The 12,827-nt window shown below is 43.9% G+C and carries 11 protein-coding genes, 1 tRNA gene and 2 rRNA genes; 10 read left to right on the top strand and 4 right to left on the bottom strand.

The genetic code is table 11. The features are described 5' to 3' along the window. Positions 1-194: 194 nt before the first annotated feature. The 9 genes from OCU28_RS11570 to thiH all read left to right on the top strand — a co-directional run bounded on the left by OCU28_RS11570 (position 195) and on the right by thiH (position 8,330). Positions 195-3,084, top strand: a 23S ribosomal RNA gene (locus OCU28_RS11570). Between the two features lie 136 nt (positions 3,085-3,220). Then, a 5S ribosomal RNA gene (gene rrf, locus OCU28_RS11565) occupies positions 3,221-3,336 on the top strand. An 81-nt stretch (positions 3,337-3,417) separates the two neighbouring features. Further along, positions 3,418-3,508: transfer RNA gene (locus OCU28_RS11560), tRNA-Ser, on the top strand. A 213-nt stretch (positions 3,509-3,721) separates the two neighbouring features. Further along, a complete protein-coding gene (gene crcB / locus OCU28_RS11555) occupies positions 3,722-4,105 on the top strand; it encodes a fluoride efflux transporter CrcB (RefSeq protein WP_261816296.1) in 384 nt (127 codons plus the stop codon). Positions 4,106-4,333: 228 nt separating this feature from the next. Beyond that, the gene (locus tag OCU28_RS11550) at positions 4,334-5,473 is read left to right on the top strand and encodes a thiamine phosphate synthase (protein ID WP_261816295.1); all 1,140 of its coding nucleotides are present in this window, start codon (positions 4,334-4,336) and stop codon (positions 5,471-5,473) included. Continuing rightward, positions 5,467-6,231, top strand: a complete 765-nt coding sequence (locus OCU28_RS11545; protein WP_261816294.1) for a HesA/MoeB/ThiF family protein — start codon at positions 5,467-5,469, stop codon at positions 6,229-6,231. Before OCU28_RS11550 ends, OCU28_RS11545 begins: the two co-directional genes overlap by 7 nt. Beyond that, the gene (gene thiS, locus OCU28_RS11540; protein ID WP_261816293.1) at positions 6,224-6,433 is read left to right on the top strand and encodes a sulfur carrier protein ThiS; all 210 of its coding nucleotides are present in this window, start codon (positions 6,224-6,226) and stop codon (positions 6,431-6,433) included. The genes OCU28_RS11545 and thiS overlap by 8 nt, the downstream gene beginning before the upstream one ends. A gap of 5 nt (positions 6,434-6,438) precedes the next feature. Then, positions 6,439-7,221: a thiazole synthase gene (locus OCU28_RS11535; protein WP_261816292.1), complete on the top strand. Its 783-nt coding sequence runs from the start codon at positions 6,439-6,441 to the stop codon at positions 7,219-7,221. Then, entirely contained in the window at positions 7,218-8,330 is a 1,113-nt protein-coding gene (gene thiH / locus OCU28_RS11530; RefSeq protein WP_261816291.1) for a 2-iminoacetate synthase ThiH, read from the top strand. The genes OCU28_RS11535 and thiH overlap by 4 nt, the downstream gene beginning before the upstream one ends. A 64-nt stretch (positions 8,331-8,394) precedes the next feature. Here thiH and OCU28_RS11525 read toward each other — a convergent pair whose 3' ends face one another. After that, a complete protein-coding gene (locus OCU28_RS11525; RefSeq protein ID WP_261816290.1) occupies positions 8,395-10,185 on the bottom strand; it encodes an aminopeptidase P family protein in 1,791 nt (596 codons plus the stop codon). 252 nt (positions 10,186-10,437) lie between these two features. Here OCU28_RS11525 and tsrA point away from each other — a divergent pair, with 252 nt between their 5' ends. After that, positions 10,438-10,719: an H-NS-like global regulator TsrA gene (gene tsrA, locus OCU28_RS11520; RefSeq protein WP_261816289.1), complete on the top strand. Its 282-nt coding sequence runs from the start codon at positions 10,438-10,440 to the stop codon at positions 10,717-10,719. Between the two features lie 6 nt (positions 10,720-10,725). Here the strand turns inward: tsrA and OCU28_RS11515 are convergent, their stop codons facing one another. From OCU28_RS11515 to bufB, 3 genes are read right to left on the bottom strand one after another with little or no spacing between them, the layout of a single operon-like run. After that, positions 10,726-11,178, bottom strand: a complete 453-nt coding sequence (locus OCU28_RS11515; RefSeq protein ID WP_261817487.1) for a DoxX family protein — start codon at positions 11,176-11,178, stop codon at positions 10,726-10,728. 8 nt (positions 11,179-11,186) lie between these two features. Beyond that, complete coding sequence (locus OCU28_RS11510) at positions 11,187-11,942, bottom strand: HvfC/BufC N-terminal domain-containing protein (protein WP_261816288.1); 756 nt, start codon at positions 11,940-11,942, stop codon at positions 11,187-11,189. Then, positions 11,939-12,793: an MNIO family bufferin maturase gene (gene bufB, locus OCU28_RS11505; protein ID WP_261816287.1), complete on the bottom strand. Its 855-nt coding sequence runs from the start codon at positions 12,791-12,793 to the stop codon at positions 11,939-11,941. Before bufB ends, OCU28_RS11510 begins: the two co-directional genes overlap by 4 nt. Positions 12,794-12,827 lie beyond the last annotated feature (34 nt).

The raw sequence follows: 12,827 nt of genomic DNA, 5'->3' as shown, positions 1-12,827 counted from the left end.
ATATCTTTATTGATTTAGGTACCAACACACATTCAAGTGTTCTTGGGAATGCATTCTTGCCAGAGTGCATTCAAATTTGAGTCCGGCAAAATCGAATGTTATCTCGCTCATAATAAAGAGATAACGCACCTTGGAAACGTCATACTGCGTTGTAGCAAACGCATTGCGTTAAGCAAGACCCTTTGGGGTTGTATGGTTAAGTGACTAAGCGTACACGGTGGATGCCTTGGCAGTCAGAGGCGATGAAAGACGTAATAACTTGCGATAAGCCCAGATTAGGTAGTAATAACCATTTGAGTCTGGGATTTCTGAATGGGGAAACCCACGTGCATAAGCACGTATCATTAACTGAATACATAGGTTAATGAGGCAAACTCGGGGAACTGAAACATCTAAGTACCCGAAGGAAGAGAAATCAACCGAGATTCCGAAAGTAGCGGCGAGCGAAATTGGATTAGCCCTTAAGCTTTTAATGCGTCAGGTGAAGAGTCTGGAAAGTCTCGCAATATAGGGTGATAGCCCCGTAACCGACAACGCATTTTAAGTGAAAACGAGTAAGGCGGGACACGTGATATCCTGTTTGAACATGGGGGGACCATCCTCCAAGGCTAAATACTACTGACTGACCGATAGTGAACCAGTACCGTGAGGGAAAGGCGAAAAGAACCCCTGTGAGGGGAGTGAAATAGAACCTGAAACCGTGTACGTACAAGCAGTAGGAGCGCCTCGAAGCGTGACTGCGTACCTTTTGTATAATGGGTCAGCGACTTAATTTTAGTAGCAAGGTTAACCGTATAGGGGAGCCGTAGGGAAACCGAGTCTTAACTGGGCGTCGAGTTGCTAGAATTAGACCCGAAACCAGGTGATCTAGCCATGGGCAGGTTGAAGGTTGAGTAACATCAACTGGAGGACCGAACCGACTAATGTTGAAAAATTAGCGGATGACTTGTGGCTAGGGGTGAAAGGCCAATCAAACCTGGAGATAGCTGGTTCTCCCCGAAAGCTATTTAGGTAGCGCCTCGGACGAATACCAATGGGGGTAGAGCACTGTTAAGGCTAGGGGGTCATCCCGACTTACCAACCCTTTGCAAACTCCGAATACCATTGAGTACTATCCGGGAGACACACGGCGGGTGCTAACGTCCGTCGTGGAGAGGGAAACAACCCAGACCGCCAGCTAAGGTCCCAAAGTATAGCTAAGTGGGAAACGATGTGGGAAGGCTCAGACAGCCAGGATGTTGGCTTAGAAGCAGCCATCATTTAAAGAAAGCGTAATAGCTCACTGGTCGAGTCGGCCTGCGCGGAAGATGTAACGGGGCTAAGCTATACACCGAAGCTGCGGCTGCATACTTTTGTATGCGGGGTAGGGGAGCGTTCTGTAAGCGGTTGAAGGTGGTCTGTAAGGGCTGCTGGACGTATCAGAAGTGCGAATGCTGACATGAGTAACGATAAAGGGGGTGAAAAACCCCCTCGCCGGAAGACCAAGGGTTCCTGTCCAACGTTAATCGGGGCAGGGTAAGTCGACCCCTAAGGCGAGGCCGAAAGGCGTAGTCGATGGGAAACGGGTTAATATTCCCGTACTTCTTATAATTGCGATGGGGGGACGGAGAAGGCTAGGTGGGCCTGGCGATGGTTGTCCAGGTTCAAGTATGTAGGCGGAAGGTTTAGGTAAATCCGGACTTTCTTAACGCTGAGATACGATGTCGAGCTGCTACGTGCAGTGAAGTCATTGATGCCATGCTTCCAGGAAAAGCCTCTAAGCTTCAGATTATAAGAAATCGTACCCCAAACCGACACAGGTGGTCGGGTAGAGAATACCAAGGCGCTTGAGAGAACTCGGGTGAAGGAACTAGGCAAAATGGTACCGTAACTTCGGGAGAAGGTACGCTCTTGGCGGTGAAGTCCCTTGCGGATGGAGCTACTAGGAGTCGCAGATACCAGGTGGCTGCAACTGTTTATTAAAAACACAGCACTGTGCAAAATCGTAAGATGACGTATACGGTGTGACGCCTGCCCGGTGCCGGAAGGTTAATTGATGGGGTTAGACTTCGGTCGAAGCTCTTGATCGAAGCCCCGGTAAACGGCGGCCGTAACTATAACGGTCCTAAGGTAGCGAAATTCCTTGTCGGGTAAGTTCCGACCTGCACGAATGGCGTAATGATGGCCACGCTGTCTCCACCCGAGACTCAGTGAAATTGAAATCGCTGTGAAGATGCAGTGTACCCGCGGCTAGACGGAAAGACCCCGTGAACCTTTACTACAGCTTGGCACTGAACATTGACCCTACATGTGTAGGATAGGTGGGAGGCTTTGAAGACGGTACGCTAGTATCGTTGGAGCCGTCCTTGAAATACCACCCTTGTAGTGTTGATGTTCTAACTTAGTCCCCTTATCGGGGATGAGGACAGTGCCTGGTGGGTAGTTTGACTGGGGCGGTCTCCTCCCAAAGAGTAACGGAGGAGCACGAAGGTGGGCTAAACACGGTTGGACATCGTGTGGTTAGTGCAATGGCATAAGCCCGCTTGACTGCGAGAATGACAATTCGAGCAGGTGCGAAAGCAGGTCATAGTGATCCGGTGGTTCTGAATGGAAGGGCCATCGCTCAACGGATAAAAGGTACTCCGGGGATAACAGGCTGATACCGCCCAAGAGTTCATATCGACGGCGGTGTTTGGCACCTCGATGTCGGCTCATCACATCCTGGGGCTGAAGTCGGTCCCAAGGGTATGGCTGTTCGCCATTTAAAGTGGTACGCGAGCTGGGTTTAGAACGTCGTGAGACAGTTCGGTCCCTATCTGCCGTGGGCGTTGGAAGATTGAAGGGGGCTGCTCCTAGTACGAGAGGACCGGAGTGGACGAACCTCTGGTGTTCGGGTTGTCATGCCAATGGCATTGCCCGGTAGCTAAGTTCGGAATCGATAACCGCTGAAAGCATCTAAGCGGGAAGCGAGCCCTGAGATGAGTCTTCCCTGGCACTTTAAGTGTCCTGAAGGGTTGTTCGAGACTAGAACGTTGATAGGCAGGGTGTGTAAGTGCTGCGAGGCATTGAGCTAACCTGTACTAATTGCCCGTGAGGCTTAACCATACAACACCCAAGGGGTTTTGTGGACTCGAAGTAAGAACTTTGAATGTGTGACAATAACTTTTAAATATAGCTTTCCGAATTATTAATTTTTGCTTTTAGCTTTTTTTGAAAAAGCTGAAGACAAATAAGAAATTTGCTTGGCGACCATAGCGTTGTGGACCCACCTGATTCCATGCCGAACTCAGAAGTGAAACACAGTAGCGCCGATGGTAGTGTGGGGTTTCCCCATGTGAGAGTAGGACATCGCCAGGCTTTAATTACGTTTTTAGATTGAATAATCTAGAAACAAAACTGGATAAGGCATTTATAAGACCTTAGCTAGTAACAATTTGTGGAGAGATGGCTGAGTGGTCGAAAGCACCGGTCTTGAAAACCGGCAACCGTTAATAGCGGTTCTAGGGTTCAAATCCCTATCTCTCCGCCACTATTAAAAAAGCCCAACCGAAAGGTTGGGCTTTTTGCATTTCCTGTATCCTAACTTCCCTTAAGTTATTTAACGCATTCTACTTCATTTTCTGGAATCTAAACTTTTACCCGAAGTCAGATGCATATGTTTGCTATGCTATTGATCAATGTCACAAAATTAATTAACACGTGACTCCTGTAACTTTTTTAATGTATAGATGTGGAGTGGTCAATGGGACAGTTTGCAACACTTGGTTTTATCGCAATTGGCGGAGCATTTGGTGCTTGTTCTCGCTATTTAATCTCTGAATTTTGTGTCTTTGTTCTTGGCCGTGGGTTCCCTTATGGAACTCTTGCAGTGAATATCATTGGCTCATTTATTATGGGTATGTTGGTTGCCTTGTTTGAGAATGATGTGATTGTGACAGACCCATGGCGTCAGATCATTGGACTCGGCTTCCTCGGTGCCTTGACCACGTTTTCGACATTCTCTATGGATAATGTATTGATGTTCCAGCAGGGAGCATACTGGAAGGCTGGTCTCAATGTATTGCTAAATGTTGCATTTAGTTTGTCTGCTTGTCTGGTTGCGTTTCAAATGTTTATCAAAAACTAAATAAACTCGTTCAGACATTACTTTAAATCTTGTATAATTTCACAACTTGTCGGAGTGCTGATACACCTATAGTGTTGAAGCTGAGACCGCTTAGCGGAATTCGTGAACCTGCTCCAGGATAATACCTGCGAAGGAAACAAGTTGATGATCACTTCTGAAACTACCCTAGAATAACTCTAGGATCATCAATCTATCCGACAAGCCAAATTGTGTTTATAGGATAGAACGATGGAACCACTCTTCATATCAATACCGAAAACCTTTACAGATTTTGAGCCAGAGCTTTCAACATTAACCTCTAAAGCTCACAAAGCTGGCTTTAGCCCTTGCGACATTTCTATTGTTCGACACGAAGAGGATAGTGTGCTCTTTGCTAAGGGGATTCTACGCTACTCAATATCGATCTTGTCACCAACAGAAATTATCATAACCGGACTAGAATGTACTTCATCTTGGAAGGTAATCTTTGGTGAAGGTAAGGATGTAGTAGTCCTTCCTAATGGTGTTGAACTTAGTTGGACGCATTCTGACTCGGGCTTTATTGTTAGTAGCTTAGAGGCGCTTATAGCTCGAACCGTATTTGCGTTAGCACTTGAATATCTAATAGAAGATGCCTTGCTTATTGCGCGCGCGCTCGCTCATGTTTCATGTGAAACATGGCCAAATCACTTGGATCACTTTCCTAAACTAAACCCAACCATTCCTGTAGTTAACACCCAAAGAAGAGCGACTGCTTGTTTAGGCTTATATCCGGTAGTGGATTCTCTAGCGTTGATTGAAGAGCTAGCTCCGTTAGGCTTGAAAATAATGCAGCTTAGAATTAAAGATAAACTGCCATCTGAGGTAGAGTCAGACATCAATCAAGCGATCCAAATTGGTAAGCGCAATAATGTTGATGTAGTAATAAATGATTACTGGAAAACTGCCCTAGATGGTGGTGCTGACTGTATTCATTTAGGGCAAGAAGACCTCAGCAGCCTCTCCAGTTCAGAATTAATGCATAGTAATATCGGATTAGGAATATCTACCCATGGCTACTACGAAATACTAAATGCACTACAATATAGTCCTTCTTATCTCGCATTAGGGCATATATTTCCTACTCCAACTAAAGATATGCCCTCAGCGCCACAGGGATTGATAAAGCTTGGGTACTACCAGCAGCTGATAGATTCTATTGAATCGTTACTTGATATTAGTTTACCAACGGTTGCGATTGGTGGTATCGACAAACAGCGTGCACCAGCTGTGATAGATACGGGCGTCGATAGCGTGGCAGTTGTTCGAGCTGTAACCCAAGCAAGCAATAAAATGCACGCAGTCGATGGCTTCCAGAGCTTATTTGGTAGCAGGGAATTGGAATGTTAACCGATAGCCAGTTTTCTCGTTACCAGCGACAGGTAATGCTTCCTGAGGTTGGAGATATGGGGCAAAGCAAATTGCTGGCCTCTAAGGTGTTAGTGATTGGTTGTGGAGGCTTGGGTCATTCCGTAGCGACCCAGTTAGCAGCAAGTGGTGTAGGGCATTTAGTTATTTGTGACTATGACCAAATAGAGCTAAGTAACTTACATAGACAGATCACCTACACCGAGCAAGATATCGGTGAGTATAAATCTGTAGCACTGAAGAAGGCTATCCATAGTCTTAACAGCGATGTCCGGGTTCGTAGTGTGAACCGCAAAGTCGATACTCTATTACTGGGTTTAGAGATAGCACAAGCTGACCTTGTTGTAGACTGCACGGATAATTTTCAGATACGCCACAAAATAAATGCAGTCTGTGTTGAGACTAATACTCCCTTAGTAAGCGGAGCTGCAATTGGTTGGGATGGACAGATTGTCTACTTTGCTAACGATGCTCATAGCAGTTGCTATTCATGTTTGTATCCTGACTCTAAGGATGCTGAAGCAAAGAATTGTTCTGAATCAGGGGTACTTGGACCAAACGTAAATGCGATTGCCCATCTGCAAGCTCTAATGTCTATTCGAGTGCTGATTGAACCCCAAACATTGAATAGTGGAGTGCTAACATTATTTGATGGACGAGCATTTAAGTTCACTAACTTTCAAATAGACAAAGATAATCACTGCGCTATTTGCTCAACAAAGGAGAGCACATATGTCTGAAATAAGTATCAAATTCAATGACAAATCATTGGCACTGGCGACGGTCACCACCGTTAAGCAGTTTATACAACAACAAGAGCTTCCCGAGTCTGGTTTTGCTATCGCACTGAATAATAAAGTAGTACCGAAAGCAGAGTGGGGAAATGTGCAGATTGAGCACGGTGACTCAGTAAACCTATTTAGAGCTATAGCTGGAGGCTAATCAAGATGTTGAAAATTGCAGACAAAACCTTTTCGTCACGACTGTTTACGGGAACTGGAAAATACGCCAATAGCCAAGTTATGGCAAAATCAATTGAGGCATCGAATTCTGAATTGGTAACTATGGCTCTTAAACGAGTTGATGTGTACGACCATCAAGATGATATCTTACATCCGTTACTAGAGATGGGGGCAAATTTGCTTCCGAATACATCTGGAGCAAAAACCGCTGCAGACGCAGTATTTGCCGCTCATCTAGCCAGAGAAGCACTACAAACAAATTGGGTAAAACTAGAGATTCATCCTGACCCTAAATACTTAATGCCTGATCCAATTGAAACCCTAAAAGCTGCAGAGCAACTGGTGAAGGATGGATTTGTTGTATTGCCTTATTGCCATGCAGACCCTGTATTATGTAAGCACCTTGAAGAGGTTGGCTGTGCCGCTGTGATGCCATTAGGAGCACCAATCGGTACTAACAAAGGCTTAGTATCTGAAGAGTTCTTGCGTATCATCATTGAACAGGCGCGAGTGCCAGTTGTTATTGATGCGGGGATAGGTGCACCATCTCATGCAGCTAAAGCTATGGAACTGGGAGCAGACGCAGTTCTTGTTAATACTGCCATGGCGACATCAGCCGATCCTATAGCGATTAGTCGCGCATTTAAGTTAGCGGTTGAAGCGGGGCGTATGGCTTATGAGGCCGGTCTGGCAGTGCAGCAGTTTAGTGCATCGGCCTCAAGCCCAATGACTGCATTCTTAGACACCAACTACGAGTCTAAGTTATGAGTTTTAGGGATGTATTTCAGCAGCTAGATTGGAGTTCAATATCCTTAGACATTATGTCTAAAACCAATATTGACGTACAACGAGCTTTAACGAGTCAGAACCCAGATCTCGAAGACTTCAAGGCATTGATTTCACCAGCAGCTGAGCCGTTTTTAGAGCAGATGGCACAACAGTCCCATCATAGAACGAGGCAACGATTTGGTTCCAATATCGGTATGTATGTCCCCTTGTACCTATCTAATTTGTGTTCCAATGAGTGTACTTACTGCGGGTTCTCAATGCAGAACCGGATTAAGCGTAAGATTTTAAACAGTGATGAAATAGACCTGGAAATCGATGCACTCAAGAAAATGGAATTTGATAGTGTTCTCCTGGTAACTGGTGAACATCAGAATAAAGTAGGAATGGATTACTTCCGCAATGTCATCCCTCAGATAAAGAGTCACTTCAACTATCTAGCATTGGAGGTTCAGCCACTTGAGCAGCAAGAGTATGCAGAACTCAAGACACTAGGTATGGATGCGGTGATGGTGTATCAAGAAACTTACAATCCATCTACTTATGCAGAGCATCACCTTAGAGGCTCTAAGCAAGACTTCTATTATCGATTAGATACGCCTGATCGCTTGGCCAGAGCTGGAGTAGACAAGATAGGAATTGGTGCTCTTATAGGATTGGATAATTGGCGAGTAGATAGCTTTTTTGTAGCCGCGCATTTAGATTATCTAGAAAAAAACTATTGGCGTACGCGATATAGCATATCTCTACCTAGGCTTCGTCCTTGCGAGGGTGGTGTACAACCTAAGTCGGTATTGAATGATAAACAGATGGTACAACTCATTTGTGCTTATAGAATATTCAGTCAACATGTTGACCTATCTCTCTCTACTCGCGAATCTGAAAGCTTTAGAGATAACATTATGTCGTTAGGGATAACCACCGTATCGGCAGCGTCGAAGACTCAGCCCGGTGGTTATGCAGTTGATCAACAACAACTAGAGCAGTTTGAGATATCAGATGAGCGTAGTGCTTCTGATGTAGCGAACGCGATCAGGAGTAAAGGTTTAGAGCCAGTCTGGCGCGACTGGAGTGCTATATACTCAGGGTAAGTTTCACGTGAAACATAAAGAAAGCCTCCACAATGGAGGCTTTAGTTTTTGGATGCTGAACAAATTAAGCTAGTTCAATAGGGGCGGTAGCATTGATTAACCATGCTTGCTCTTTTTCATCGAGCAGGTTATCAAGAGTGGTACGCACTTTACTATGGTATTGGTTTAGCCATTCAACTTCGGTTGAGTTGAGTAGCGTAAGGTCAATATTGCGCACATCGATAGGACAGCGAGTTAGAGACTCGAAGCCAAGTATTTGAATATCACCCTGGGTTTCCACTTCAACCACGATCTCTAGGTTTTCAATACGAATCCCAAATTGGTTTTCGCGATAGTAGCCAGGCTCATTGGAAACAACCATGCCTTTTTGAAGAGCAACTTTATTAGGATTTTTTGATATCCCTTGTGGTCCTTCGTGAACACTTAGGAAGTGACCCACACCATGACCTGTGCCGTGATCAAAATCAAAGCCGTGTTGCCATAAATGTTGACGTGCCAGAGCATCTAGTTGATAACCACAAGTGCCTAACGGAAAGCGGGCCGTAGCTAGAGAAATGTGTCCTTTTAATACCAAGGTAAATAGACGTTTCATTTCAGTAGTGGGCGTACCAACAGCAATTGTACGAGTGATATCGGTAGTGCCATCTGGATACTGACCACCTGAATCGACTAAGTACATACTGTTGTCGCTAAGTGTTGCCGGTTTTGGTTCATTAATGTGATTGTAATGACACATGGCTGCGTTTTGTGCTGCGGCAGAGATGGTGTCAAAACTCAAATCAACTAAGCTGTCATCAAGACGACGGAAGGATTCCAATTTATCAGATACCATACCTTCATCGAGTAAATTGCCTTGTGCATTTTGCTCATCGAACCAAGTAAGAAACCGAACCATCGCTACACCATCTCGAATATGGCTTTGACGCATACCGGCGGCTTCAGTTGAGTTTTTCAACGCCTTTGGTAGTAGGCAAGGGTCAGCACTATCGATAACTTCAGCACCGGCTTGCTCTAGAGTGAGACCAAACCAAGCATTGCTATTGTTGGCATCTAGAATTACTTTTTTGTTTTGTAATTTATTTAAGCCAACATTAAGCTCATCAGTAGGCAGTACATTTACACCACTTCCTACATGCTCTGCAAAGTTATCGGATAAACGGGTACTATCTAGGAATAGGTCAACGTTACCACTATTGTCAATAATCACGTGACTGAGCACTACAGGAAGTCGAGACACGTCAGTTCCGCGAATATTCAATAACCAAGCAATTGAATCTAGAGCAGTAATAACGGCAAAGTCAGCACTCTGGTCAGCAATAACTTTGCCGATTTGTTTGCGCTTGTCTTGGCTTGTTTTTCCAACCCAGTCTACCCCCATTAATCTTACTTGCTCTACCGATGGGGATGGACGATCTTGCCAAAGAGTATCGATTGGGTTGCTTTCAACAGCTTCAAGTTGTAATTGACCATCAAGCTTTTGTTGCGCCCGATTAAACCAAGCTCCGGAATGCATTTTAGGATCGAAGCCAATCTTACTACCTTGCTTTAGCTTTGATAAAGCCCATTCAAGAGGAGGCGTTTCAATAAGGTGTTGATACTCGAAGATAGACTCAGGTGTCTGTTTAGTGACTTGAACGGTATAACGGCCATCAACAAAGATAGCGGCTTTATCTTTGGTAATTACTGTTGCACCAGCAGAGCCTGTAAAATTGGAAATCCAATACAAGCGTTCATGATGTTCAGGTACATATTCACCCAAGAACTCGTCTTCATGAGGGATTATAAATGCGTCAAGATTGCTTTGTTGCAACCAAGTACGTAAAGCTTCAACCCTGCTTTCGATCTGATCGAGCATGATTTCTCCTTAAGTTGGTTTTTTATAAAACTACTCTTTTTATAAGTAGCCTGCAATTCAATAACAAGATTTTGTGTGGATAGTAAGTGACATGGGAATTAATATAGGGAGGTGGACGTAATATTAGAAGTAAATAGATGGGAATATTAAAGGATTAAGTATAAAGTATACTAATTATACAGCTGATAATTTACTGTATAATATACCTCCAAAGTATACCTCAATATTTATACCCTAGATAAGTGAAGTCATATGTCGTTAACTACTTACGAATTAGCTCGTACCCTTGAGCAACTAGAAGAATCGCCAGAAAAAGTGATGTATGGAAAGCTACTTAGTGAGCTTGGAAATCAAAGTGAAGAACGAATCAGAAGTGCAGCTAAACAACTGCCTTTGCATGTACTCAAAGATATCGTGTATCAGTTTCAACGAGTGATTGAATCACGCAAAGGTGAGCAGGTTGACCTATTAGCTAAAGAACTTAGCGATAATGGGATATCGGTGGATGACCTTAAGGCGCTGTTGAACAAATAAGTGCTCCTATTTTAATTTTAGTTTACGACTTAATATGTAATCTAGAGATAAAACGCCTGCTCCCCAGACGACATTAATTAAAATCATTAAGCCCCAGAGTTGGTGATCGTAAAACCCCTTGTCCCACAGAGCAGGATAGGAAACCACTGCAATAATGTTAAATCCAAATAAGAGTAGCGCAAAGGGCCGGGTCAAGAATCCAATAGCAATAAATACAGGGATAATTAGCTCTGCTGCTGTCCCCAAGTAAGCGGCGAGTTGCCAAGGCAGAATAGGGACTTGGTATTCATATTCAAATAGGTATAGCGTACTTTCCCATGATGCTATTTTGGTCAGTCCCGAATTAAAAAACACCCAAGCAACCCATAAGCGGAAGAATAATAAAAGTACGGGGACGACAAATAATTTTCCTCGTTCGACCCAGTTATGATAAAGCTGAAATTTGGTTTGAATATTCATCATATCTCCTAGGTTAAGGTTTTGATTTTAAAGCCTGCCAAAATGTTCGCTTGGGTAAGCTCAAGCAATGCGTCAAGTAACTGTGGTTCAATTTGTGTCAGTGTTTCGCGCATCTCAATCTTGATAAGCAATTTAACGGCTGCAAGGCTAAGAGGGTGTGTGTAGTAGCGACCAGTTGTTGAAACGGCAATTACGCCTTGTTGAGGCCGGTATATATCAACTTGGCTAAAGTCATCGTTTTCAATCGCTTGTAGTAAGTCAAAGATAGCAAAGGACGAACAATAACTATGTAGGTTATTGTGAGGGCATAATTGAATATCTTGTTGCTGGTTCTCTGTTATCGCATGCAATCTCGACAGTGGAATAATATCTGAATCTGATGCTATAGAGTGCAAGGCTAATTGTTCTGCTTGCCACTCTAATCGAGCGACATCCTCTAAATAAGGTGCAGCTTTAACTACTTCGTTAAACTGGCTGAATATCAACCAAAACTCATCACCATACCGATTCACATCACCGCTAATTGGTGGCGTTGTAATAATGTATCTTTTTGCCAGTTGCTCAAAGCACTCATGACCGACCAAAGAAACGGTATGTCGGTAGGTCGCTTTGAGCACATCACATAAGCTAAAGATAAAATTATTTCTGTATATTTGAATGCGCGACTCACTAGAGAAGTGATCCTCAACAATGTTGCATCTATCCGCATCGCCTTGATAACGCAAGGCATCACAAAAGTGGTTTTGTAGCTGCGCTAGATTCATAGTACTTTCCTTCGCGCATTGCGTTCGATGCTATTGAGTATATGGGATGCTTTAGCCGCTTCTTGTAAAAGAACGGCTACTTCAGGTAGGTTGCTATCCCATTCAATAAGTGTCGCTCTAGTGCCGTATTGCTGACACCAATAGGCATATAGTTTCCATACTGCATCGCTTACAGGGCAACTATGGGTATCAATCCATATGTCACCTTGAGGGAGTTGTTTGTGGGTAAAGCCCGCTAGGTGTATTTCTTCGACGTGAGTATGTGAAAAACTATCTATGTAGTGGTAGGGGTCATAGCCATGATTGCTAGAGGATACGTAGACATTGTTGATATCCAGCAATAGCTTACAGTCAGTCTTTTGTTGTACAGCATTTAGAAACTCCCACTCAGTAATCGTGGAGTGTTTAAACTGTAAGTAACTGCTTGGGTTTTCGATTAAAAGTGGGCGTTTAATGGCATCTTGAACCAGTAATACATTCCTGCAAAAAACGTCTAGTGCCTCTTCTGTGTATGGAAGAGGGAGTAAGTCATTATAATAAACACCACCGTTTTCACTCCAACTTAGATGGTCTGAAACAAATATTGGCTCAACTCTAGCTAATAGCTGTGTGAGTTGTTTTAAGTGTGGTTGACTTACAGGAGCGACAGAACCTAACGATAATCCTATCCCATGGCAGGATATCGGGGTATGTTCTCGAATTGAAAGGAGTTGTTTGGTTGCGATTGACTCTGGATTGAAAAAGTTCTCACTATGTACCTCAAGCCAAGGAAGTTGGTCTTGTTTATTGGCAAAGTGCTCAAGGTGAGGGTGCCTCAACCCAACGCCCACTGCGAGATTTAGTCTATCCATGATGAGCCCAGTATCGTTAGTTTAAAAAAAGGAG

This window comes from Vibrio gallicus, from assembly GCF_024346875.1.
Classification (GTDB): Bacteria; Pseudomonadota; Gammaproteobacteria; order Enterobacterales; family Vibrionaceae; genus Vibrio; species Vibrio gallicus.
This window is presented reverse-complemented; position numbering and strand designations above follow the sequence as displayed.

Coding starts and splice junctions, on each gene's coding strand:
- crcB (WP_261816296.1), top strand. CDS start 3,722: ATGGGACAGTTTGCAACACTTGGTTTTATCGCAATTGGCGGAGCATTT.
- OCU28_RS11550 (WP_261816295.1), top strand. CDS start 4,334: ATGGAACCACTCTTCATATCAATACCGAAAACCTTTACAGATTTTGAG.
- OCU28_RS11545 (WP_261816294.1), top strand. CDS start 5,467: ATGTTAACCGATAGCCAGTTTTCTCGTTACCAGCGACAGGTAATGCTT.
- thiS (WP_261816293.1), top strand. CDS start 6,224: ATGTCTGAAATAAGTATCAAATTCAATGACAAATCATTGGCACTGGCG.
- OCU28_RS11535 (WP_261816292.1), top strand. CDS start 6,439: ATGTTGAAAATTGCAGACAAAACCTTTTCGTCACGACTGTTTACGGGA.
- thiH (WP_261816291.1), top strand. CDS start 7,218: ATGAGTTTTAGGGATGTATTTCAGCAGCTAGATTGGAGTTCAATATCC.
- OCU28_RS11525 (WP_261816290.1), bottom strand. CDS start 10,185: ATGCTCGATCAGATCGAAAGCAGGGTTGAAGCTTTACGTACTTGGTTG.
- tsrA (WP_261816289.1), top strand. CDS start 10,438: ATGTCGTTAACTACTTACGAATTAGCTCGTACCCTTGAGCAACTAGAA.
- OCU28_RS11515 (WP_261817487.1), bottom strand. CDS start 11,178: ATGAATATTCAAACCAAATTTCAGCTTTATCATAACTGGGTCGAACGA.
- OCU28_RS11510 (WP_261816288.1), bottom strand. CDS start 11,942: ATGAATCTAGCGCAGCTACAAAACCACTTTTGTGATGCCTTGCGTTAT.
- bufB (WP_261816287.1), bottom strand. CDS start 12,793: ATGGATAGACTAAATCTCGCAGTGGGCGTTGGGTTGAGGCACCCTCAC.